Raw genomic sequence first — 23,720 nt, forward strand, 5'->3', positions numbered from 1 at the left:
AAATCAGCGGCGACTTCACGATAAATATCGGTTCGCCATGCCTTTTCGGCTAACGCCTCAGCGTTTTGGGGAAACGCTTCGATTTGTCCCCATCGTGCTGCCTGGGTCATCAGCCAGAGGCTGCGCGATCGCCACATGAAGGTGGAGTGTTCGTTGGGGACATGAGAAACGCTCTCAGGAATATCGAAAAAGAGGGTGGTGTCGTCTGCTTTGATGATGCGTTCTTTGCCATCAAAGCCACCATAGTTGTATTCACCGACGATCGCTGGACGCGTGAATTTGTCTATAGAACCTGTTTTTGGTTTGGCTCCAGTAAACGATCGATCCGTAATCAGTTTGGCGATTTCTTCGCGGTTCTCTGGTTTGCTGCAATATTGACAAGCTTCGATCATCGCCTTCAGCAGCGATCGATAGGTTTTGGGGTGGTTGTCAATGAACGATTCCATCACCCCCAACAGGCGATCGGGGTGCCCTCGCCAGATTTCCTTACCCTGGGCAAAGGTAAAGCCCACATTCGCATTGCCAGTGATGGCACGGGTATTCCACGGTTCTGCGACCATATACCCTTGCATGGCACCAATGCGTACATTCGTCACCATTTGCGGTGGCGGAATGATGATGATGCGAAACTCCTTATCTGGCTCTACACCAGCAGCGGCTGCCAGGTAGCGAACAAAGTATTCGTAGATGGCAGAACTCAGCACCACAGCCCACACTCTTTTTTCTAGCGGCTGGCTTTCAAAGAAGTTACGAAACTGCTTGCCAAATGCTTCCAGGTTCCCGTTGTACTCGTGCCAGGGGCGCAACCCAAAGTCCCACATGGCTCTGTTCATCGTCATCGCGTTGCCGTGGCGATGAATCGTCATCCCGGCACACAGCGGCGCATGACGCGCCCCTTCGGCTCCAATCCGAGCGTTCGTAACCGCACCTGACACCACTGGGGAGGCATCCAGACGACCAAAGATGATGCCGTCGCGGGAGGTTGCCCAACTGGCTTCACGATTGAGACGAACGTTCAGCCCATATTTGCGAAAAAAGCCTTTCTTCCAGGCGATCGCAAACGGTGCACAGTCATTCACGGGCACATAGCCCACGGTAAGGTCTGGTTTTTCTAGTTCGTCTGGTCGGATGACTTGCTTGATGGCTCTGGCTTCTTCTGTTAACCCTTTAGCCGAGCGATCGGCATTTATAGCACAAGAAGACAACGCTGCGCCCGTTGCCGCTGCACCCATGCCCAACACGAATTCTCGTCGCGTCCAGTGATTCATGGCGTTAAAAATTTGGCTTGAAGAAAGACTTGGACTGTAAGGATAGGGTGATGAGGGATCGGAGGTAGGAGTCAAAAGTCAGGAGTCAAGAATCACAAGGGCAAGTTAAATGGGTATCGCATGGCTCGTAACTTTGCTGGCATACCCATAGGGCTTTGCAACCAACAACTTCTTCCACTCAAAATTTCCCCTGCTCCCCTTGCTCCCCTTGCTCCCCTTGCTTCCTCTGCTTCCCCACTCCCGTTCGGCTGAGCGCTCACGTCGAAGCCACTCCCTAACTCACGGCTGTCGATCGTCGATGGGTGACTAAAACTTGCAGTTGGCTAATCGCCGCATCTAACAACAACCCAGTTAAGCCAATCACAAGGACTGCCAGAAAAACGGAACTTAAGTTGAGGCGGCTCCATTCATCCCATACAAAAAAGCCAATGCCCACACCGCCTGTCAGCATTTCTACAGCAACAATGACGAGCCATGCAATGCCCAGACTGATTCTCAAGCCTGTAAAAATGTAGGGCAAACTGGCAGGCAGAATAATTTTGATCACCCTTCGCCACCGAGGCATTTCCAGTACCCGCGACACGTCCAGATAATCCTGAGGCACGCTGGACACACCTAAGGCAGTGTTAATAATGGTGGGCCATAGAGACGTAATGAAAATCACAAAAATGGCGGAGGGATCGGCAAGATTGAAGATTGCGAGGGCGATCGGCAACCATGCCAACGGTGATACAGGCTTAAAAATTTGCACGATCGGGTTCAGCGCCAGCATGACCGGGCGGGACATCCCAATCAAAAAGCCAACCGGAATAGCCACGATCGCTCCTAACAGAAAGCCCAGCAGCACGCGACGCAAGCTAGCTAGCAAAAGCCAGCCAAGACCCAAATCTCCCGGACCACGTTGATAAAACGGGTTCAGAATGAAATCCAGGTTGTTGACCAGTGCTTCAGCCGGAGTAGGCATGAGATCGCGTCGGAGCAGCGCCACGCCCCACCACAGCAAAAGAATGCCGAGAAATCCCAGCGCAGGCAGAATGACTGTATCTCGAACAAGCACAGGCTTGGTTCGTTTCCAGCTAGCCTGAGCCACAGCGGCAAAAACCGCTGCCAAATTCATCTGAAAAACCATCTTCAGCGCCTCAGAGTCTAAAGCAGGTACAAAAAACTGAGCAGTACTAGCAAGAGACACTGACGAGTCTGAAGCATTGATCAAAATGCTTACTCTTCAGTCCTCCCTCAATGCTGACGGGGTTAGCTGACGGGCTAGGGCTGAGAGATGCCCTCCACTGGAAAGGATCAAGGATCAAGGATGAGTGGTTCAAGCCTTTAGCCTTTAGCCTTTCAACGGTTCGCCCCAAGGTTTGGGTCCTCCGCTCCATTTAATACAGAAACCGCATTGGCTTCAGCGAAAATATGGATTAAGCTGACTGGCTACAGTTATAGCTATGCAATTTAACATACGCTCCTACGGATTGCACAATCTCTCTACAGAAATACGTTTTTGAACATGCCAGTAGCAGCACTCCATACTCAAAATCATCCCATAGCCAGATCAGTGTGCCGATGATTTCCACAAATCGCTTCAGCAAATTGGCTTCCTAGCAGCATCTCAAGGAGGAAGCATTTTGTGGGTAGCTGTAAGGAAAAAGCGGGTAATCGGACTCGAACCGACGACATTCACCTTGGGAAGGTGACGTTCTACCACTGAACTATACCCGCAGAAAAAGGGATGAGAGATAAATAGGAGTCGGAGATGTGTAAGCCGTTGCGAGCCACGCTGTATTAGCCATTATAGAGCGTGAGTTGCACTACAAATGCGATCGTCCATTTTCATCCTTCATCCCTCAGCCTCAAACGTTGCTTGTCGTGGCTAATTTGAATCGATCGTTCACCGCTTTCCAATTGACGACATTCCACCAGGCTTCTAGATAATCAGCGCGGCGATTCTGGTAGTTAAGATAGTAAGCATGTTCCCAGACATCATTACCCATGATGGGGTACAGCCCTTCCATCAACGGGTTGTCCTGATTAGCCGTACTGGTGATTTGGAGTTTGCCCTCTTTGGTACGCACGAGCCATGCCCAACCGCTACCAAAGCGTTTTGTGCCTGCTTCATTGAACTGCTTTTTGAACTCGTCAAAACTGCCAAAGGTTTTTTGAATGGCAGTGGCAAGTTCTCCCGTGGGTTCACCGCCTGCCTTGGGTCCCATAATGACCCAGTACATGGTGTGGTTGATGTGTCCACCGCCATTGTTGCGAACGATCGTGCGAACGTCTTCGGGCACACTGCTGAGGTTGCGAATGAGATCCTCAGCCGTTTTGCCTTTGAGTTCCGGGTGCTTCTCGATCGCACCATTCAGGGCTTTAACGTAAGCAGCGTGATGCTTGTCGTGGTGGAACTGCATAGTGCGTTCGTCAATATGCGGTTCCAAAGCGTTGTAGGCGTAAGGCAGAGGCGGTAGCGTAAAAGGCGTTTGTGCGGTGGGTTTGGTCGTTGGTTCGGCTGCCCAGGCTAATTGGGGTACGTAGATGCTGGTCGCGATCGCACCTGTCCCTGCACCCAATAAACCCAAAAAGTGGCGACGATTCAATGTCATAGCGGTAAATCCTCATACTCTGAACACTGTATCGAAATTATCGGTGCCCAGAATCAGTGTGTCATGACCACAGCGGTACAGGTTGACGGGCTGATGTGTAACTGGCTTCGATCACGGCTCCCAAGCGTCGGTAATCGGGACGAACATCATGTCCCCATTCACTGATGCAGTGTACCTCATCGACTACAAACAGAGATGGCTTTGTGGTCTGGAGATGCTCCAGCGTTTCTGGATTCTTAAACTGTTCGGGAGCCAGAAAGATGAATTCAAGCTTGCCTGTCTTTAAGTGGTCAAAAGCATCCTGGCGATCGCCTTCCCGAATAGTTGAATTGACCTGTGCTGCACCACCCAGATTTTGATTCTCGATCGCGTCTACCTGATCTTTTTGCAAGGCAAGAAGCGGCGAGACAAAGACTGTAGGACCGGACAGTTCTACCGCTGCAATTTGGTAAATAGCAGACTTACCAGAACCCGTTGGCATCACCACAAGGGTATCTTGCCGATTTAAGACGGATTGAATTGCCGCTTCCTGTCCAGGTCGAAGGTCGTCATAACCAAAATGCTCCTGAGCAGCCTTCTCAATCTGCTTTGTGCGTTTGCGCGGTCTAGCCATATTTTTGGGGCAGCAAAGGAAGCAATGAACAGTGTGAGGGTGGGCAGACGGGCGCGATCGCCTTACTCCTCGTCTCTCCGCTCGGTGTAATCTTCTGAGGAGGTTGGCTCCAGCTCCCAACGGCGAGAATCACGCTCTTCCAGCACGTCATTTGTGCGGAGAAAGGAGCGCTCGTTCATCTCTAGTCCTACAGCCGCACCGAGTTCATCCACTACATCCATATCCGGTGTGGAAACGGTACCACCAACCGACTCGTCGCCATCGGCATTCGCTTGCTCATAGTTCCCATCAACGTCGCCACCTGTAAGCGTGGGACTAGCCTCATTGAAGTCACTCGCACGGTCGCGCATCGTGCGTCCACCCGCTGCAAATCCCGGTTGGTCATGCACACCTGTGCCGTATGACTCCGTCATTTCTTGGGGCAGATCGCCTGAATCTGGCTCTACAAAATCATCAGTATCAAGATCGTCGGTATCCAGGTCAACATCATCTAGCGCGTCGTTGGTTTGCAAGTCTAGCTCTCGATCGTCCGCCATCGTCATTGGCTTGGCTCCTCTGTGAATCTCTATGCAGCCTAACCAACCAACCGTGCCTCAGAATCCTCACATAGGCAGAACGTTGTAGCCTTCATTCCTCACTTCAGCGCCTAGCTCAATTAACAGCGGCTCTGCCAGGGTCTGATGGGTATTTGCCAGGATAGCAGTCAGGTACTGTTGGAGGCGATCGCGCAGTTCCGGCTTGAACCCGTAGAGCTGATTACCCTCTCTAGAAAACAGCGGTTGTGCCATCAACGCTTGATAATCAGGGTTTTGCTGTGATTCAAGTGTGAGCATCGCAGCCGTGTTAGAGGGCAACAGTCCCTCTGGCAAGCGTCCTTCCAGGAGTCTGAGGATAGGACGCTGGCAGAAGTTGGTGTTAATGCCTTGCTTTTCTAACAGTTGCAGAATGCGTCCAACTGAAAGCGACTCATCTGGTAAGAGCCGCACCAGTTCGTGCAGCAGAAAGTAATCGCTGTATTGATGGCGCACTGCATCCAACATCTGTGGGTAGAGAGGCAGCGTTGCCAGACCAACAGCGATGCGGTTGCTAACCATACCGGATAGTTCATCATCTTGAAGTACGCGCGTGTTGGGCAGTTTCTGCTTAAGCCAGTGGGCGATCGCAGGTAGCGCCATCGTTCTACCCGTACAAATCACTTGCTGTACGGCTTGTACCGCAATGCCACTCTGATTGAGCAAGACATTTAGCTCTCGGTTTAATTGCTGAAGGTAGGGCATTGTGACGCGGCTGTGCAAATCCTGTTGGCTGACCGTCCACTGCTGGTCGTTCAACTTAAACGTTGCCGTATCTTGCTGCTGCAACGCCAGTTTGAGCTGTCTGGCAGCATTCAGCAATTGTTGTCCTAAATCACTGTTGCGTAGCCGTTGCTGTAGGCGATCGCGGGCATTCTGGTCTGGCTCTCCCGGTAATGGCAAGTCCAGGCTTTGTAAATCCAGGCTGCCCCAACTCCAGGCAGATGGATAGAGAATCTGGCAAATAATGTCCTGGTCGATCGCATCGCCTGCATAGGCAAGGCTACGTAGATACAAGCCTTCGCGGGTTAAGAAGGTGCGATCGGACTGTTCAACTGCTAAGTCGCGGGGCAGATCAACCAGCAAAAGCTCCGTCGTCGTGGCACCCGCACTCAAGACCAGAGTGCTACCCTGCAATGAGCTGTCAGAACGGCTGTCAGTAACAGCAGAAGAGGCGACGCTGGACGGACGCTGGACGGCTGGTTGAGGTAGTGTAGCGAGCAGTGCCGCGATCGCCTCTTCAAGGAAGTAAATCTGTTCAGCACGATCGACTAAACCCGTCGCCAGCACTGCTTCTCGTAGATTAAAGCAATACGTATCTGACCATCCGGTTGGGCACCCAATGATCACGCTTGTGATGTGCTCGATCGCGGCTTGAAATGCCTCTTGTGTCATCGCTGGGGCAGTGCTGATTAAGCCAAGCGTCCTTCCCTTTAGCGTTTGCAGGAGAGCCACCAGCGCCTGCTGTAACCACTGGAGACTCAGAGGCTGCTGGTCAGACCATTGTAAAACTGGCTCCCAATGCTGTTGCTCACTCAGATAAGGCGTACCAGCCTTGAGATAAGGTTTAAAGTTGCTCAGCAATAGCCCTGTATCTGGCTGGTTGGCAGCGGTTAAGGCGGACTCCAGCGCCTGATACCCTAATGCATTTGGCACTTCAGGCAGGTGCTTGAATTGTTGAGCAGATAGATAAACGATCGCAGGTAGACCAGCCAGCGCTGGCTGATCGGGTGCTTCCACCTCTTGCCAAACAATGGGATAGGTCTGCCCTGTCTGAACCTGCAACAAGACGGCTGTGATTTCTGTTGTGCCCACATCAATGCCCAGACACCAAGTTGCGACGGCTGCCGCTGCATCAGCTTCGGGTGGGTCTATCGCAGCGATCGCGTTCTCTAGTTCTGCTGGAGATAGCTCTGTTAGGGGCGCGATCGAGCCTTCCACTGACAAATCAGGTTGAGCGCTGGGCACTGGCGCTTCTAAGCGGTTAGTCGTTAGCTCAGCTACTTTTTTTTTTCAGCATCTTGAGCGTCTGTCCCATCGTCGGCTGACATTGGATCGCCAAAGGAACCCATCAGACTGGCAAAGGCTTGCTCCAAGGTTGACGGTTCGGCTGGGGGCGGAGACGACGGTTGTGGGTTCGGCGAGGCAGCCAGCGCGTCTGGAATTGCTTCTTCAGAGGGCACTTCCATGAACACATCACCCACCTGCTCTAGCGTGAATGGTACAAGCGGTTCAGGGACTGGAGCAGAGGGTTCGGCGATCAAAAAATCGGCACCTGGTAGCTCATTCGTCGGTTGCTCGTGAAAAGGCAGTTCCCCAGACGGCACTTCTATGAATAAGTCGCCCACTTGTTCAAAGGTAAACGGGGCAACGGGTGTAGAAGCCGGGTTTGGTAGGGACGATGAGGGTAGAGCGATCGCTTCGGTGGACACACTTTCTGGTAACGGCACAGCCGTTGGCGCTGCCACGAAGAGATCGCCAGGATCACCTGCTGTGTCTAGAGTAAAATCTGCAGTAGACTCCGAAGTCAGGCTAGGTGAGGGTGACGCAGGTGGCGCGATCGCTTCGGTGGATGCGCTTTCTGGTGACGGCACAGCCGTTGGCGCTGCCACAAAGAGATCACCAGGATCACCTGCTGTGTCCAGAGTAAAATCTGCGGCAGTTCCCGGTTGGGTTAGCAAGCCTACGTCCACCGTTTCGGGCGGTACTGGAGGTACATCAGCAATGGGAAGGGCATCGGCAAAAAGCTCATCGACCCCTTCTAAAGTGAATGGTAGGGATTGGTCTGATGGAGCGTCTGAAGATGGTGTTAGCGGTGCCGAACTGACGATTGGGGCATCGCTAAACAGGTCATCAATCCCTTCCAGGGTAAATGGCGGCTGGGTTGCGATTGGAAACGAGGTTGGTGGCAAGGGTACGGGGTCAGTTTGAGAATCTCCAAACAAATCATCCATTCCCTCTAGCGTAAAAGCAGCCGATGGCTCTGCTTGCGTGGAGACGATCGGAGGTGGGATCGGCGTAACAGGCAGTACGATAGGGGTGTTTGTGAATAGATCATCCATCCCCTCCAGAATGAAAGCGCTTGGCTCTTCGGCGACGATCGCGGTACGTTCAGACTCGGTGGAATCTGGCGTTGAGTCGGTTGTGGGTACGTTATCAGCAAGCTCATTCAGCGAGGTACTCCAGTCTTCTAAAGCTATCGGCTCATCCGCATAAGGTGCCGTTTCATAGGGTGCTGTTGCTTCTGAGTACAGTGTTGCTGTATCGGCTCCAGGTTCAACGTCATACGACAGGATTGATGGCTCGCTGATCGTCTCTTCTAAGCTGAAAAGGTCTTCGCTCAAGCGATTCAACGTACTTTCATCCAACCATAGTTCAGAGTCCAATTCATCAGCGGGATCGGCAAGCGGTAGCAAATCTTCTTCTGGTGACGCAGGCGTATAGCGATCGTCTCCCAAACGGTTTTCTACCTGATCAGCAAGCTTCGGAGTAGATTCTGGCAAGGTCGGTGCAATCGTGTTGGGGGAAGCCTCAACTGGAGATTGACTGAAGCTCTGTGGTGGTACTACAGGATTCGCGATCGGTGCTTCTAGTGGTTCAGCAGGCATCGGTTCGTCAAACAAATCTGTCAGGGCAGCAATTTCGTCTGTACTACCGGGTGGCTCAAGCGTTGGCGCGGTATCTGACACTAAAACGTCTGCATTGATCGCTGTAGCTGAATCCTGGCTATCGCTGGAGACAGTTGCTGTCGTGTCGATTGGCGGCTGGGTAAGCGTATCAGCCACGAATGGGGCGCGATCGCTCGCAGCGTCAGCATCCCAAGTATCTAACAGTTCATCGCTAACAGGTATTGGTTCAGGCTCCGTTAAGCCAACCTCAGTCTCTTCAAAATCCCAGCCGCTGAGCAACTCGTCTTCCAACAGTGCTGCCGGAATGTCTAGTTCTGTAGCCTGGGTACTTGACGGCTTTGCCAGCAAATCCCAACCTAAAGTAGGGTCAACGGCTGTAGACACTGCGGGGGCAGCAACGGTGTCAGGTGCCACTAGCGTCTCTGTAAGTGCTTGCGTCTCAGCGGGGAGTGTGTCAATTGGTTGAGCGGTCAACGGCGACGTAACTGGCGCGCTCGTGGATGTTGGGTCTACGGCAGCGATCGCAGGTGCAGAATCAAGGCTGTCTGTCACTGCTGGTTCTAAGGACGGTTCAACCGCGATCGCGTTGTTGCCAAATAAACTTTCGTAGAACTCGTCCAGCTCGTCCTGTGCATCATCAGGGATACTAGCTGCTGCGGTTTCTTCCGCTAGTGATGAAGGAGTACTCAACATCCGATCAATCTGAGCGTCTGCATCTGCTACCGACGCTGGCTGATCCTGCAATTCCGAGCTTAGCTGTTCTAATAGCTTGAGCGCCGCATCAATGTCAGCGGTATCTTCAGCGCTCATGGCACCTGACGACATCTCGTTAGCGATCGGTTGAGGCGGTGAATCGATCGGCTCGATTGGCGCTAAGATCGGCTGAGGCGATAGATTGGTGCCCAGTAGATTTGCATCCAGTTCCAGTAGCGCGTTCACGTCTTGGGCTGCTAACTGGTTTAAATCAAAGCCTTCCAGATTTAATTCAGCCAGCTCGAAATCAACCGCTGGTGTAGCATCGACACCACTAGCAGAGCGAAGCCAGGAATCGATCGCAGTATCTACCGATGGTTCAGGTAGATTTGCAGCAGACGCAGGCACCGCCTCGGAAAAGCGACTGGAGATTTCAGTACCAGGGAACGGCAGTGTTAACGGTCGTGAGACAGCAGTGGCATTGGGTTGCTCAAATAAGGATGAATTAGCCCCAGCCACCGTTAGTTGGGATGGTTGCGAGCGATCGGGCACTGTTGGCGCAACCTGTGGGCTGGCTAGTCGCGCTGACTCCAGTCCGGTTGCAGCAGGCGACTGTAGATAGGAAGAGGCTTCGTGCCCAAGCTGATTCGCTAAATGACTAATCAGCGCTGTAAACATCATCTCGCCCTGCTGTCCCAGGCTGTGCATCTTATCCAGCCCTTGAGAGAGAGACTCTTCGTATGCCTGCACGTTTCGCTGCAAAGACTCAAACACAACGCTGAGAGTGGAATCTAGCTTGGTCAGCAGTTCATCTGACTGCGACTGCGCGATCTGAATATTGCCAGACCCTTGAGAGGGCGATTCTGATGTCGCCGCAATGGATGGAGCCGAGCCTGTCAGTGCCAGGTTAGCGCCATAGGGCAATGACTGTTGATTGCCACTCCTCAAGGTCTGTGCCACCTGCTGCGGCAGCGTTTCTTGCAGTCGGCTCATCAATGCCTGCAAAAACTCCGTTATCACCTGCTGTTGGTTGCTCGGTAGCTGTCCTGCGTAACCCTGCCGCTGTGCCTCAAGCTGACGGATTTCTTGTGCTAACGATTCTCGCTGTTGTCGCAAAAGCTCCACATCTGATTGAAGCGGCTGCATCAGGTTAGAGCGTAGATACCCCATTTCCTGGACGATCGCCTGTAGCATCTGTTGCGCTGTCAGTTCGTCTGGGCTATACGGCTGCGATCGCTCAGCTTGAGCATCGACGGGAGGCGATGAGTAGGACGCTTGCGGCTGGTAGTAGATATCATGCGCCAGCAGGTCTGGTCTGGCTCCCCCTTGCCCAACGCTTTCACCCACGCTCCGCTGAAAGGTTACCAAGTAATTGCGTACGCGCTCCAGAACCTGGCGCTGTTGCGTCATCTCGCCAGACACCACCCACGGAAGACGGGGAGTCGTCTTTTGAAGCACACCATCGATATCTGTAATCAGCGCTTGAATTTGATCCTTCTGAGAAGTCACACTGTAACCCCTGACGAGTACTGAGCAGAAGCGGGCTAGGAGATAGCTGCTATTCCTAATATAATGAGGCTTCCCACAACAGCCCCAGTTACGCCTTCACAAAACCTAAAAGTTGACTTGAAACAGCGATCGCAGGGGCTGAAAAGACAGTCTGTCAAGCATTGAGCGCTGTTGCGTGAGCGTGGCTGAGTTGGCAAGACTCTTAATGTTTAGTAATATAGCAATCAAAGAAAAAGCCTATCTTTTCTCAGTGATTGGCTGAGAAAATTGAAGCGACCTCCAGATGTAAAGGATTTACCCTGGCGAATCATCCTTATTTTAAAGAAGAGGTTGAATCGCCCAAAGACCGCACATCTGGACAAAGTGTACGCCAGGAAAGTGGAAAAGTGACAAATTCTCCAGAGATTACTACACTAGAGCGCCTCTAAACGACTGCTCAAGTGCATCGTCGCTCTGTCTTTCAGCAATAGTAACTAGAAGTCATGGGTTCGTTAGGTTATTATTGCTATGATTGCACTGATCTGGTTCTGCTGTGTCTAAGCCCTAAGGCTTAGCCTCTACCATACTCTAGTCGTCACGGCGGTGTAGCAGAAAGATGCTGTGAAGTTAGCTGATAACCGTTTGTTGCCTGAATGTAACTGTTGTAATCTGAACGATGGCTCGGCAAATCACTGACCTTTGACTATTCAGGCTTGGCTGCTCACACTGAGACCAGCAATGCTTGTTAAAATAATGACTTTCATCGTCAGGTTCGTTAGTCAATATTGCACCCTTGCATTATTATTTACCCTGACTTGAGAATTTTGATGCAGCAGTCACATGGAAGATCGGTATAGTCCCAGAGATGCTCAAGCTAACATATCGATTCGTTCCGCTCCTTTCTTTGAAGGACTCCCAGAGACGGCGGTTGAAAAAGCTACAGCCCAGGTTGTGATGCGGAGCCATCCAGCTAACCAGGTGATTCTGTTAGAGAATGACTGGGGTAGCTCGGTGTATTTTATTTTGAACGGCTGGGTCAAAATTCGCACGTACAATCTAGATGGGAAGGAAGTGACGCTGAACATTCTGGGCAAAGGCGAGTTGTTTGGCGAAATGGCTCCCCTGGACGAAGTGCCTCGATCGACCGATGTGATTACCCTCGCTCCGACTGTGATTGGCAACATGCCCGCGCAGGATTTTGTCAATCTACTGCACACCGAGCCTCAATCAGGCATTCGGCTGGCGCAGCTAATGGCACGCCGTTTGCGACAAGTCAACCGTCGCTTGCGGTTACGCGAATCTGACAGCACCTCACGCGTTGCGGACATCCTTCTCTTTCTGGCAGACGGGCAAGGTAAAAAGGTCTCGACGGGTACCGAAATTCCGAACCTGCCCCATCGTGAGCTGAGTAGCCTTAGTGGTCTTGCGCGCGAAACAGTGACGCGAGTCTTAAGCAAGCTTGAAAAAAAAGGACTGATTGTGCGTGAACGTGACACGCTCACGATTCCCGACCCTCACGCACTCGAACGGCTGATGATCTAGTCTGAAATCTAGTCTGAATAACTAGAGTAAAAAGCGATCAAGGGCTGCTTTTAATTCTTCAATCTCAGTTTCAATATTGCCTTCTTTGGCAGCGCGACCGATGCATTCAGTTAAATGCTCATCCAAAATCATCCGAGCAACCCGATCGAGCGCTCCCCGCACAGCCGCAACTTGCACCAACACATCCGGGCACGCACGACTTTCTTGCACCATCGTTTTGATGCCGCGAATGTGACCTTCAATGCGGGAAAGACGATTCAAGACTCGCTTGAGTGACTCTTCACTATGCGTGTGTGGATGCTTAGCGGCACTGTGATCGTGATTGTGAAGGTGACTAGTCTCAAGACGATCGCTATCACGACCATGAGTACGTTCAGAAGTTGCCATCTAAGTTGGCTAATAGCAGAATGGATACTCAAGATTCTAGCCCAGGTCAAACCATGATTGACATCACGAGCACAGTTTGGGGTTTAGACTGTCAAAATAGATGTAACGATACTTTCAGCTCTGTTTGATACCCGTAGGTTGATGCTATGCGATTCTCAACCCTTTCTCGCTTGTTCCACCCCGTTTTTACGACTGTCCTAACGTTTGTGCTGGCAGCCACTTTAAGCCTCACAGTCTTGCCAGCTTCACCCGCTCAGGCAGACCTCGATCAGGCAGACGTGTTGACCAAGGTCGCCGCCGTTAACCCAGCACAGCTACCAGAGGACGCTGGAAAAGGCAGCTTTGTCGCCAAGGCAGTAAACCTGGTTGGTCCCGCCGTCGTCCGGATTGATACCGAGCGGACAGTCACGCGTCGCACGAACCCTGATCCAATGTTAGAAGACCCCTTTTTTCGCCGCTTTTTTGGCGAAGAGGGCTTCCCACAATCGCCTCGTGAAGAGCATTTGAGAGGGCAGGGTTCAGGCTTTATCGTCGATCGCAGCGGCGTTATCTTAACCAATTCTCATGTCGTCAATGGTGCTGATAAGGTAACGGTAACGCTGAAGGATGGACGTATTTTTGAAGGTAAAGTACGCGGTGCTGACGAAGTGACTGACCTGGCAGTGGTCAAAATTGACGGCAGTAGTTTGCCCGTTGTCACGCTAGGCAATTCTGACCAGATTCAGGTGGGAGACTGGGCGATCGCGGTTGGCAATCCTTTGGGCTTGGACAACACGGTCACGCTAGGTATTATCAGCACGCTAAAGCGCTCCAGCGCTCAGGTCGGCATTCCCGATAAGCGGTTGGATTTTATCCAGACTGACGCGGCGATTAATCCCGGTAATTCTGGCGGTCCGCTGGTGAACAACGAGGGTGCAGTGATTGGTATCAACACTGCCATTCGGGCAGATGCAATGGGCATCGGATTTGCTATTCCTATCAACAAAGCAAAAGCAATCAAAGACCAACTGGCAAACGGTGAACGCATTGTACATCCGTATCTGGGTGTGCAGATGACGCTGTTGACCCCAGAACTCGCAAAACAAAACAATAGCGACCCCAATTCTGCCTTCATGGTGCCTGAAGTGACAGGAGTGATTGTCGTCCGTGTACTGCCAAATACGCCAGCCGCTAAGGCAGGTTTGCGACGGGGTGATGTGATCACTCAAATTGATGGTCAGGCAATTACGACCGCAGAACAGCTCCAAACGATCGTGGAAAACAGCCGTTTGGGTCAAACACTGCAAGTAAAAGTGCAACGCGGCGATATCACGAAGCAATTGCCCGTGCAGACGGCTGAATTGCAAAACGCCGCCTGAGCGATCGCACCGCTGTTGCAAGTGGGACAGACTTGTCGCTTCTAACGCTTGTAGCCGCAGCGCGCCCTACGAGATTGATCAAGAACACATTTTTTTGATCGGTCTCGTCAGCGCTTTATGATTCCTCAAGTCAGGGCGATCGCCTTGTAGCCTCGCTTTGCCACCGTCAACGCGATCGTCAACCTGCGATTTGCGGATCTTTCGAGCGGTCGAGCGATCGTGGCATCTGTGTAACCATCATTGTGATTGGGCTTCAAGCTTACTTAACTGGTATAGAGGGTCACATGGTTGACTCTGACATTTCACATCCAGCAAGGAGTCTTGAGTGATTAAACTGTCCTTTCCTAAGGTTATGCTTGCTACTGCCCTGGCGCTGCCCACCGCAGCGATGATGAGTCAAAACGTTCTAGCCGAAGATCTTGCTTTCACACTCAAAAACAGCAGCAACAGCCCATTAGTAGAATTTTACGTTGAGGCATCCTCACAGGACGATTGGGGCGAAAACCTGTTAGGCGAGTCAGTTAGCCCTGGAGAAGCAGGCACTGTCACGATCGCCGATGGTCGCAGCACCTGTACCTACGACATCCTGGGCGTTTTTGCCGATGGTTCCAAACTGGATGAACGTCAACTGGATCTCTGTGAACTCGGCTCTTATACGTACAAATAAAGTACGCAACAAGGCGGCTCGACACGTGCCAGCAGGTCGCTTAAACGGTAGCGATCGTGCTGGCAACTTTTGTCTATAGGGGCGTTCATGGAACGTCTTTTATTTCCTTTTCATCTGGTCAGCCGACCAATGCGCTCTCGAATGGCAAGTGCAATGAGGGAACGAATCAAGAAAAGTAAGCCCAACCCAGTGAGACCAAAGGCGGCGAACGCCCAGGTTTTGTACGCCCCTACCAGCAACACAGCACCCGACAAGAGGCAAAACCCGGTTAAGCAGGCGTAAATCAAGCTTTTGAGGGCGAGATTGATGGTTTGGATGGCACGATCGGTTTCTAGCGATCGTGCCCGAATGTCTAGCTCTCCCTGCTCTAACCGCTCTTCGAGGCGTTGCATTAAGCGCTCTGTAGCGCTCGGCTGACGGAGTTTGTAAGTAATGTACTCACGCGCCTGTTTCGTCAATTCGCCAAGACCGCTGCCCTGTCCTTTGGCGATCGTGATGCTTTTCACAAACGGCTTGGCAGATTCCAACAGGCTGTATTGCGGGTCAAGGTCACGGGCAACACCATCCAGCGTCGTCAGTGCTTTGAGAATGAACGTCATCTTAGCGGGTAGACGAAACGGCTGTTGTGCAAACAGTGCCGAAACTTCTTGCTTCACCTGGCTAAATTCCTGGAGCGCGATCGGCTTCTCGGTAAAGCGCTCCAGCACAAACCCCATCACGCGACGAATCGGAGCCATATCTGAGACGGGTTCGATCAGTCCCATCGTCGTCAACGTGTGAATCACCTGGTCAGTGTCTTTCCGTAAAACCGCGAAAAACGTTCGCACCATCTGGTCTTTGTCGATGGCTTTCACTTCTGCCATCATGCCAAAATCGTAGAAAATCAGGCAACCATCAGCGCTGACTGCCATATTGCCAGGATGAGGGTCTGCCTGAAAGAAGCCATCCTGCAATAATTGCTTGAGGTACGAGCAAATGCCGAGCTGATTGATCTCTTTGACGTTGATGCCGATCGCTTCCAGACTTTGGCGATCGTTAATCTTGATGCCTGGCACGTAGTCCATTGTCAGCACTTTCTTGGTGGTGTATTTGGGGTACACCTTCGGGGCGACAATGCGAGCATGGTCACGAAAATTATGACGGAAGCGATCGGCATTGATGGCTTCCTGCACATAATCAATCTCCTGGTAAAGCACCTGAGCAAACTCGTCATAAATGGCTTCCAGGTCATATTCCCGCGTCCAGGGGAGATAGCGCTGGCAGAACCGGAGCAAGCGTCGCAGCACTCTAAAATCTAGATCAAAGAGTGTGTCGAGTCCGGGACGCTGCACTTTAATGACTACATCTTCACCTGTATGCAACCGCGCTTTATGTACCTGCCCCAGGCTGGCTGCCGCGATCGGTACACGGTCAAAATCTCGATAGAGAGTATAAAGCGGACTGCCCAGCTCAGATTCAATAATGGCGATCGCGTCATCGGCAGCAAAAGAGGGTACTCGATCCTGAAGCTGCCCCAATGCCTGAATGTACTCTGGCGGCAGCAGGTCGCCTCGTGTGGAGAGGGCTTGACCGATCTTAATAAACGTAGGACCTAAGTCAAGCAGGGTGCCAACTAACCACTGTGCGCGTCGATTGCGATGTTTTGGAAAGCGTCGAGCGATCGTATCATCCCACCACAAGTAGCCCATCAACCGTGCAGCGGACAGGCAAATGTCTGTCTGTCGTGCCAGCAGCGATTGCTTAGCACGTTGCCAGCGGAGTGACTTAGGCGTGGCGGACTTGAGCATACTATTGACTATATTCCATTTAGCCTAGCCGTTTAGCGAGAATGCAGTCCCGCTTTAACGCAACTCCTGATAAGCAAAAGTTTGCGGTAAAGTCAGCGTAAAGCAGGTTTCGTAGGTGTGGGCATCTTCAGTTGCATGGCTGGAAGCGGTGATATCCCCATTCAAGTGCTGCACCAATGATTTCACCAGTGCTAAGCCCAAACCTGTACCCTGAACGGCATTTTGAGTCGCACCCTGGCAGCGCTTAAATTTGTCGAAGATGAGCGGCAGTTCATCAGGCGCAATGCCCTGCCCAACGTTGTTTAGCGTCACGATAATCTGGTTGCTGTCTGGATCTTTCTTTTGCGCAACGTGGAGTTGCACGCAACTGTTGGGATGAGAATATTTGCCAGCATTCGTCAGGAGTTCAAAGAGAATGCGGTGCAGACTGTCACGATCGCTCAGCAAGCGCAGCGATCGTTTGGGTAACTTGGTTTCTATGGTCACTCCCTTGGCTGACCACTTTTGTTGAAACTGCCTGATCAGGTCGCGCATCAAGGCTTTCAAATCAATTTCTTGTAAATTTACGGCAACCTGATTCAACTCCAATTCCTGAAGTCCCAACAAGTCGTTGATGAGGTTGGTTTCCTGAGCGCACTGCTGTTCCAAAATATCGAGATAGCGAGCGCTACGTTCGCCAGACAAGCCAACCTGTCGTAACATGCAGATCGCCATCGTCATGCTGGTGAGCGGTGTTCGTAACTCGTGGCTGACGGTACTGAGAAAGTCATCCTTAGCCTGATTTAAATGCCGTAGCTGGTCGAGCTGATAGCGCGTGCGATCGTACAGCTTTGCCTGTACAGATAAACTCTCACGCAGTTCAGCCGTGCGCTTCTCGACCAGAGACTGCACCTGTCGGAGCGTCTCTGTTTGAATGATGGCAGTGCTGACTTGAGCGCTCACCAGTTGTACTAGTGCCAGTTCCTCTGGCTGCCAGAAACGCGGTTGATCTTGTTGGAAAACGAGGAACCCTAACACAATACCCTGACTCTCTAACGGTGCCAGGAGGAGTGTCGGCAGCGACTCTACGTTAAACGTTGTGGCAATACTACTGTCTAAGTGATTTGAAGTAGCAACATCCAGTTTCGACTGGGTGAGCTGTCCGCCAGCAAGCATAATGGGGCTGTCAGGGTGCAGAAATGCTTGTTGACAGAGAGTACACTCTGATAGCCAGAATGATTGATTAGTGCCTGTTGTCAGCCTTTGATCCGTGATCGGCTCATGATGATCATGCAAGGACTCGCGATCGGCGTCAGCGCTGAGCCATTCACAGGCAACGTTTACTCTAATTTTAGGGATTTGTGTTGAGGCGCGGTTACGAAAGAGCGTATCCCAATGTTTCAGCCGCAACAGCATACCCCGTTGCACCTGTAGCGCCTGAGCCGTCCCATCTGTAGCGAGCTTTAAAATCGTGCTGAGATCAGAGGCGTTGTGAATTGCCAGCGTAAGCTGGTTGACGACTTGCTGATGCTGCCTCTGCTGGCTGAGTTGGTGTTGAAGCCGAACCTGATCGATAGTGCTGGCGACCTGATGAGACACGGTTTGAAGTCCTGCGATTTCTGCTTGAGTCCAGGTGTGCGGGCGCGATCGCATCAAGCTGATGGCTCCATTGACGCGACCTTGAACATGCGTTGTCGTACCTAGAAGAGCAACGATCGGTAACGAGGATGCCCGCAACGAGGCGATCGGCTGCCAAAGGGCAAGGAATTTACGGGCGCTTAACGCGGTCGCGTGATGGGCTGGTACAGTCTCAACAGGGTCGATCGAGATGGCTAGTGAATCAAAATGCCAACCGTCAAAGAAAGCAGGCGTTGTTTTCAACTGCCGCACCTGCGGCGGCGCATCGGCGAACCAGTAAACAACTTGGGTATTGGTATCGACTGAACTTGGGAGCGCGATCGCACACCCATCAACATCGAATGCGTTGCCAATGCAGGCAGCGAGATCAGCAAGTATTTGGCTGCCATCAGACTGGCTTGAAGCAAGTTGCAGCATCTGCTGACACAGATTTGTCAGTGGAGGCGGCTGCATGGGTTCACTAGAGGCTTCTTCTGGCAAAACCACCCTCAAGGTGGGGGGCAATGACGATCGCAGTCTTTTGACCACAGTCAACGGCACTTCGCCACGACAATCAACGGTATTGTCTGGCATATCGCTTTCTACGACACGTAAACGATCAATCATTGTCCCTTCGTCGTTGTTCGCTCTTAAATTAATGCTGTCGAACTACTCCTCTAGAGGTTAGGGTTCCCATCTTGGTTCAAGCTCTAGCAACTCCGCAGAGAAATCGGAGCTTTAATGCTGCGACATTCAGTGGCTGATGTGATGGCGATCGCAAGCCACTGCTTCACTTGTCTCTAGCGTAATCTAGCTATTCGCTGAAGGTATCCGTGAATTCCTGCTCCCATCATGCGTTCTCTGACTGCTCAACACCGTATTCTCGCTGTCCTCGGCTTCCTTACTGTTCCAGATTGATGTATCGCTGGATGGGCTGTCTTGCGTGGCGATCGCGCAGCGTTGGAAGCTGTTATAACCGTTAGGATAGACACGGCAACGGCTCTGGTGAGTGATAGTGAATGAACGCTAACAATTCGCTTCTAGATGATTCGCTTCTGGCAAATGGGACAAACTTAGAGGGTTTATTACCATCGCCGCGTGTGATTGGCACGGTGAAGGGACCCGGTGAGACTGGCAATCAGTATGTTTTTATCACGGCAGACAATCGCTCGGTCAAAATCGGCGAATTTGTTTTCTATGCGGTCGTTGCGCCGGGGCAGGAGACAGCGCTACAGATTCTAGGCAAGATTTCAGCGCGTTGTTTGATTGATCACCTGCCCGATCGCATTTTTGCCGATACAGAGATTAGCCCAGAGACGATCGCGGCTCTGGTTGGCTTCACCTATAACAATCCAGAGATCTACGAAATCACCGTCGATGTCGTGGGTTATTTCGACCTAAATCTGGGGTTTATGAACCCACGCCGCACACCCAACCCAGGCGCGAAGGTTTACCTGGCGGACGATGCCATGCTGCGGCGGGTGCTGAACAAGAAGCAACCCGGTGAAGTCGGTGCGGCACATATTGGGTCGCTGCTGCTGCGGGAGTCAGATGTGCCTGTGGCGCTGGATGTAAAGGAACTGGTCAGCACTCACATGGCGATTCTGGCAGGCACTGGATCGGGTAAGTCATATACAGCGGGTGTGCTGATTGAGGAACTGCTGCTGCCCCATAATCGTGCGGCTGTGCTGATTTTTGATCCGCATGGGGAATATCACACACTGGCAGAGATGCGAGGTCATGCGGCGTTTCAAGGAAGCGATGGGTATGCACCAAAGGTAAAAATTCTCACGCCAGAGGATATTCGCATTCGGGTCTCGTCGCTGGATTACTACGACATTCTGACGCTGCTGCCAGATATGAGCGATCGCCAGCAGTCCATTCTCAACAAGGCATATCGGCTCCTGCAACGGCACAAACAGGGGGAGTATCGCTGGGGCATTCAAGACCTTATTGCAGCGGTGCGTGAGGCTGATATGCAAGTAGATGAAGAAGGCAATGAAAAATCGGGTTCATCTGCCCCAGCCCTGGAGTGGAAGCTAGAGCGACTGGAGCGATCGCAGTATTTTCATACCTTTGAACACACGGTTGCGCCCAGAGACCTGTTTGAGCCGGGGCAGGTCACCGTCTTGCAAATGAACGAGATCAGCCAGGAAGAACAGCAGGTCATCTGTGCAGCCGTATTGCGGCAAGCGAACCAGGCGCGGATGAACACCCATCGAAATCTGGTCAAGCCGGAGGATGAAAACTTCCTACCCTATCCTGTCTTTATCATTGTGGAAGAGGCGCATCGCTTTGCACCTGCTAATGAGCCGTCACGCTGTAAAGCTGTCCTACGAACGATTTTGAGCGAAGGGCGCAAGTTTGGTTTGGGCATGGGCTTGATCACACAGCGTCCCGGCAAGATCGACTCAGATGTGCTGTCGCAGTGTATGAGTCAGTTCATCATGCGGATTGTCAATCCGGTCGATCAGGAAAGCCTGAAGTATGGCGTGGAGGCAGCAGGACGCGATTTGCTAAAAGAGTTGCCTGCGTTGACGAAAGGACAAATCATCGTGGCGGGTGCCTGCGTGAATACGCCTGTGCTTTGCAAAGTGCGGCAACGGCTCACGAAGCACGGTGGCGAAACGCTCAATGCACCAGAGATGTGGCAGCAGCATTTTCAGGCGCACCATGCCCGCGATCGCCAGATTCAACAAGCACCCGTTGCGGGTCGATCGCGATCGCAAACCGTGCGGGGAGTCAGCATTGAGTAAGAGTGAATCAAATAGTGCGAATTTATGGAGGTGTTGGCTCACCGTCTGGAATAGGCGAGGGTTCTGTCTCAAGTGGTGATGGGTCAGGTTGCTGATTCGCCTTTGCAAGCGCCAACTCTTTGTTCTTTCGGTAGGCGATGACTCGATCCTGAGCAGTTTGATAGCGGCTGTCCCCAGCGGGTACGTCTGCCATCAGGTCTGAGGCACGCTGCCAACGGGCTGCTAATTCAAGCCACTGCGCCTGTGATTGTGCGGTTAAGCCTGCCTGCGATGCCTGTTCCGCGATTCTAACGGCGATCGGAAACGAGTCTTGTTTGATTGTGGGTTGAAGAATAGGGACAGGTGTTGCCGTCTGCGTTGGCTGAGAGGAGTTGCTTGCCTGTGGACTAGCGGATGATTCTGGCTTCACCGCTGTGCCCGTTTTGGGTGCGCCTAGCCAGCTATACAGTGCCCAGCCACCCAGAAGCAGTAAGAGACTCGCGCTAGCGCCTCCCACGAGTCCCCGCCAAAACTGATGTTGTTCGCGCTGCTTTCCTGAAGAGCGTTTGGGCATCTTGATTTCGTGGAACGCTGCTTTTTGGTTCCACTGGCTCAGGAGATGGCGAAAGAGATTGGGTTTATTGAGTGTAATTTCTTGTGACCAGAGAAGCTGATTTTCAGGATCACGACTGATTTCGTCTAGCCAGAGCAGTTGCTGTTCGCGCACGATGCGGCTGTTGATGTTGACTCGACGAATGTTGCGCGGCGCGATCGCCTCCAACGTGTGCCGGATCTGTTTGATGAGTTCTGCGGGTTCCAACTGCTCTGCCGTTGCCGCTTCACAGAGGATTTGCAGTACGCCATCCGCAAAAATGGCGCGTGTCCGCACACCCGACTCAGCCAGCTTTTCGTTGAGCACCTGAATAATGGCTGCAACGCTACCTTGATTGGCTTGTTTGACAATATCGTTCACTGCGCTTGTCATTACTGAAAGCTGTTAAGTTTACCCTGATCTTAAAGAAAGGATGCTATGTCAGTCCTTGATTCACGATACTCCAATTTTAGAAAAGGATAACCGTACTGCTTACAAAGGCAACGCTAAGCGGCATGAAAAAGAGTTTTTTTTGATAGAAAACTTAATAGAATGAAGCCATTTCGCTACAGCTAAAGTGATGTGCTCGTGCTTGGGGATCAGCTCTCAGAAAAGCGCTATAGCGGATTCCAAGCAAGTGTGAAGTACAGTCCCCAAGAGGCAGAAGGCAGAGGGCAGAAGCAAGGAGGAGCAGAGTTTTCCTCCTGCCTCCTGCCTTAAAACCTAAGCACTTGTACCGCACTCAAACGAGCATCGCTATCAATGCCTTTTGATCAGTTGATAAGGCTTTAAGTTTAACCAAAGTTGATACTAGAGTGGCGTTTTGAGATGACGACAATCGTTGAAGCGTCGTACCTGCCAAAGATCGGTATTAAAGCGGTTTTGATCGGTACGATGCCATCGAGATTGATCAACCCAAAACTCAAAGATGGCAGTATTGTTTGCTCGTAGCCGCCATGAGCGATCGCATCCCATGAGTGCAGCAATCAAGTGTTGCAAGATCCAGCTATGGGTGACAATCCAGATCTGATCCCCGTTTTTGTGTCGGTTGAAAAGTGTCTGCATAAACTGATCGGCGCGATTTCTGGCATCCTGTGGCGTTTCGGCACCGGGAATCTGAATCCAATCTGGCGACGCTTCTAGCTCACGACAAAGATCAGGATAGCGACTGATGGCTTCTGCCCAGGTCAGCCCTTGAAAAATGCCGTTTTGAAATTCTTTGAGTGCATCTGCATACGCCACTGTAATGCTTCTAGACGTATCCTCTGGTGTATCAATGATGGTTTCAGCACTGTCGATGAGGTCACTCACGGCAGCCGGGAGCGGTGCTGTTTGAAAGTGATCTAGCAAAATTTGCGTGGTCTGAGCGGTGCGTTTGAGCGGACTGCTATAGACATGGGAAGGGTACCAGCCTTCTGCCATCAGGCTACGGGCGAGCTTCTCCGCTTGCTGTTTGCCTTCACTGGAGAGTGCATACTCACCGTGCCCCTGCATCCGTTTTTCCCGATTGCCAGTTGATTGGGCATGACGAATAAATAGCAGCTTCATGACTCGATGCATGAACCGATCCTACGAAACGAATAAGGCTAATAGTAGGGTAGAGGCAGGTTCTGTTGATGACTGCGAAGCTCAAAGCAGCATCTTAGCTAAACCTACTCCCACAGAGGCAGGATATGCCTGAACACCCTTTAGATTGGTATTAGTCTAGAGTACTTAGTCTAAAGCAAAAGTCTTCAGCATCACTGCTATGCATCACGCGTCGATTCGGACGGCAAATATTTTTCGAGCGATCGCCTTCTACGAACAGCTCGGCTTTCAAGTGCAGGAGCGGTTCACCACTGGCTATACGCTGGCTTGCTGGCTGGAAGGCTTAGGCGGACGGATCGAGCTGATCCAAATCCCAGAACCAAAGCCTGCACCCGATGCCTTTGGGGATGAGCACTACGTTGGGTACTATCACTTATCCTTCGATCTCACGGCTGTTACGGCTGATTTAGTTGATTGGTTAGAGGCAGTGAAAGACCGTTTTAGCAAAGCAACTCAAGCACAACCAGAGCAATTTCAGCCGCTCAAGGTGCTGCTAGAACCGGAACAGCAGATGATTGGCGATCGGGTTTACGAAGTTGCCTTTATTGCTGATAGTGATGGGTTGCCGTTGGAGTTTTTGCGCGCGATGGAGAAGGAGGAATAAAGGCT

At 51.8% G+C, this 23,720-nt stretch carries 17 protein-coding genes, 1 tRNA gene, 1 pseudogene and 1 riboswitch; of the genes and pseudogenes, 5 read left to right on the forward strand and 14 right to left on the reverse strand.

Annotated elements, in window-relative coordinates:
- Positions 1 to 341: 341 nt before the first annotated feature.
- The 8 genes and pseudogenes from AC5JO6_RS02575 to AC5JO6_RS02610 all read right to left on the reverse strand — a co-directional run.
- Positions 342 to 1,268, reverse strand: a pseudogene (locus AC5JO6_RS02575) (ABC transporter substrate-binding protein); the annotation flags it as partial.
- Between the two features lie 274 nt (positions 1,269 to 1,542).
- On the reverse strand, positions 1,543 to 2,397 hold the full coding sequence (ntrB, locus tag AC5JO6_RS02580) for a nitrate ABC transporter permease (RefSeq protein ID WP_496079502.1): 855 nt from the start codon (positions 2,395 to 2,397) through the stop codon (positions 1,543 to 1,545).
- Between the two features lie 97 nt (positions 2,398 to 2,494).
- A riboswitch (cyclic di-AMP (ydaO/yuaA leader) is annotated at positions 2,495 to 2,686 on the reverse strand.
- A 229-nt stretch (positions 2,687 to 2,915) separates the two neighbouring features.
- A tRNA-Gly gene (locus AC5JO6_RS02585) sits at positions 2,916 to 2,987 on the reverse strand.
- 131 nt (positions 2,988 to 3,118) lie between these two features.
- Complete coding sequence (locus AC5JO6_RS02590) at positions 3,119 to 3,865, reverse strand: Fe-Mn family superoxide dismutase (protein WP_496079469.1); 747 nt, start codon at positions 3,863 to 3,865, stop codon at positions 3,119 to 3,121.
- Between the two features lie 61 nt (positions 3,866 to 3,926).
- Positions 3,927 to 4,478 carry a DEAD/DEAH box helicase gene (locus AC5JO6_RS02595; protein ID WP_496079470.1) on the reverse strand — a complete coding sequence of 184 codons (552 nt, stop codon included), beginning with the start codon at positions 4,476 to 4,478 and terminating at the stop codon, positions 3,927 to 3,929.
- A gap of 62 nt (positions 4,479 to 4,540) precedes the next feature.
- Positions 4,541 to 5,014 carry a DUF6335 family protein gene (locus tag AC5JO6_RS02600; protein ID WP_496079503.1) on the reverse strand — a complete coding sequence of 158 codons (474 nt, stop codon included), beginning with the start codon at positions 5,012 to 5,014 and terminating at the stop codon, positions 4,541 to 4,543.
- A gap of 66 nt (positions 5,015 to 5,080) precedes the next feature.
- Positions 5,081 to 7,018 carry an Hsp70 family protein gene (locus AC5JO6_RS02605; protein WP_496079471.1) on the reverse strand — a complete coding sequence of 646 codons (1,938 nt, stop codon included), beginning with the start codon at positions 7,016 to 7,018 and terminating at the stop codon, positions 5,081 to 5,083.
- 32 nt (positions 7,019 to 7,050) lie between these two features.
- Entirely contained in the window at positions 7,051 to 10,881 is a 3,831-nt protein-coding gene (locus AC5JO6_RS02610) for a hypothetical protein (protein WP_496079472.1), read from the reverse strand.
- Between the two features lie 819 nt (positions 10,882 to 11,700).
- On the opposite strand from AC5JO6_RS02610, the gene AC5JO6_RS02615 reads away from it, so the two are divergent.
- Complete coding sequence (locus tag AC5JO6_RS02615; RefSeq protein WP_496079473.1) at positions 11,701 to 12,402, forward strand: Crp/Fnr family transcriptional regulator; 702 nt, start codon at positions 11,701 to 11,703, stop codon at positions 12,400 to 12,402.
- Between the two features lie 21 nt (positions 12,403 to 12,423).
- Here AC5JO6_RS02615 and AC5JO6_RS02620 read toward each other — a convergent pair whose 3' ends face one another.
- Positions 12,424 to 12,789, reverse strand: a complete 366-nt coding sequence (locus AC5JO6_RS02620) for a metal-sensing transcriptional repressor (RefSeq protein WP_496079474.1) — start codon at positions 12,787 to 12,789, stop codon at positions 12,424 to 12,426.
- Between the two features lie 146 nt (positions 12,790 to 12,935).
- Between AC5JO6_RS02620 and AC5JO6_RS02625 the strand changes: the two genes are divergently transcribed.
- Positions 12,936 to 14,147: an HhoA/HhoB/HtrA family serine endopeptidase gene (locus tag AC5JO6_RS02625; protein WP_496079475.1), complete on the forward strand. Its 1,212-nt coding sequence runs from the start codon at positions 12,936 to 12,938 to the stop codon at positions 14,145 to 14,147.
- A gap of 125 nt (positions 14,148 to 14,272) precedes the next feature.
- Here the strand turns inward: AC5JO6_RS02625 and AC5JO6_RS02630 are convergent, their stop codons facing one another.
- Entirely contained in the window at positions 14,273 to 14,404 is a 132-nt protein-coding gene (locus tag AC5JO6_RS02630; protein ID WP_496079476.1) for a hypothetical protein, read from the reverse strand.
- Positions 14,405 to 14,499: 95 nt separating this feature from the next.
- Between AC5JO6_RS02630 and AC5JO6_RS02635 the strand changes: the two genes are divergently transcribed.
- Positions 14,500 to 14,814, forward strand: coding sequence for a hypothetical protein (locus tag AC5JO6_RS02635; protein ID WP_496079477.1), 315 nt, complete (start codon positions 14,500 to 14,502; stop codon positions 14,812 to 14,814).
- A 110-nt stretch (positions 14,815 to 14,924) separates the two neighbouring features.
- Here AC5JO6_RS02635 and AC5JO6_RS02640 read toward each other — a convergent pair whose 3' ends face one another.
- Together AC5JO6_RS02640 and AC5JO6_RS02645 are read right to left on the reverse strand one after the other, a co-directional pair.
- Positions 14,925 to 16,601: an ABC1 kinase family protein gene (locus tag AC5JO6_RS02640; RefSeq protein ID WP_496079478.1), complete on the reverse strand. Its 1,677-nt coding sequence runs from the start codon at positions 16,599 to 16,601 to the stop codon at positions 14,925 to 14,927.
- A gap of 54 nt (positions 16,602 to 16,655) precedes the next feature.
- Positions 16,656 to 18,824, reverse strand: coding sequence for a sensor histidine kinase (locus AC5JO6_RS02645; protein ID WP_496079479.1), 2,169 nt, complete (start codon positions 18,822 to 18,824; stop codon positions 16,656 to 16,658).
- 392 nt (positions 18,825 to 19,216) lie between these two features.
- Here AC5JO6_RS02645 and AC5JO6_RS02650 point away from each other — a divergent pair, with 392 nt between their 5' ends.
- On the forward strand, positions 19,217 to 20,953 hold the full coding sequence (locus AC5JO6_RS02650; protein WP_496079480.1) for an ATP-binding protein: 1,737 nt from the start codon (positions 19,217 to 19,219) through the stop codon (positions 20,951 to 20,953).
- Between the two features lie 22 nt (positions 20,954 to 20,975).
- Here the strand turns inward: AC5JO6_RS02650 and AC5JO6_RS02655 are convergent, their stop codons facing one another.
- Together AC5JO6_RS02655 and AC5JO6_RS02660 are read right to left on the reverse strand one after the other, a co-directional pair.
- A complete protein-coding gene (locus AC5JO6_RS02655) occupies positions 20,976 to 21,917 on the reverse strand; it encodes a hypothetical protein (protein WP_496079481.1) in 942 nt (313 codons plus the stop codon).
- 417 nt (positions 21,918 to 22,334) lie between these two features.
- On the reverse strand, positions 22,335 to 23,084 hold the full coding sequence (locus tag AC5JO6_RS02660; RefSeq protein WP_496079482.1) for a histidine phosphatase family protein: 750 nt from the start codon (positions 23,082 to 23,084) through the stop codon (positions 22,335 to 22,337).
- 187 nt (positions 23,085 to 23,271) lie between these two features.
- On the opposite strand from AC5JO6_RS02660, the gene AC5JO6_RS02665 reads away from it, so the two are divergent.
- Positions 23,272 to 23,715, forward strand: coding sequence for a VOC family protein (locus AC5JO6_RS02665; RefSeq protein WP_496079483.1), 444 nt, complete (start codon positions 23,272 to 23,274; stop codon positions 23,713 to 23,715).
- Positions 23,716 to 23,720: the final 5 nt, after the last annotated feature.

Source organism: Tildeniella sp. (genome assembly GCF_059505325.1).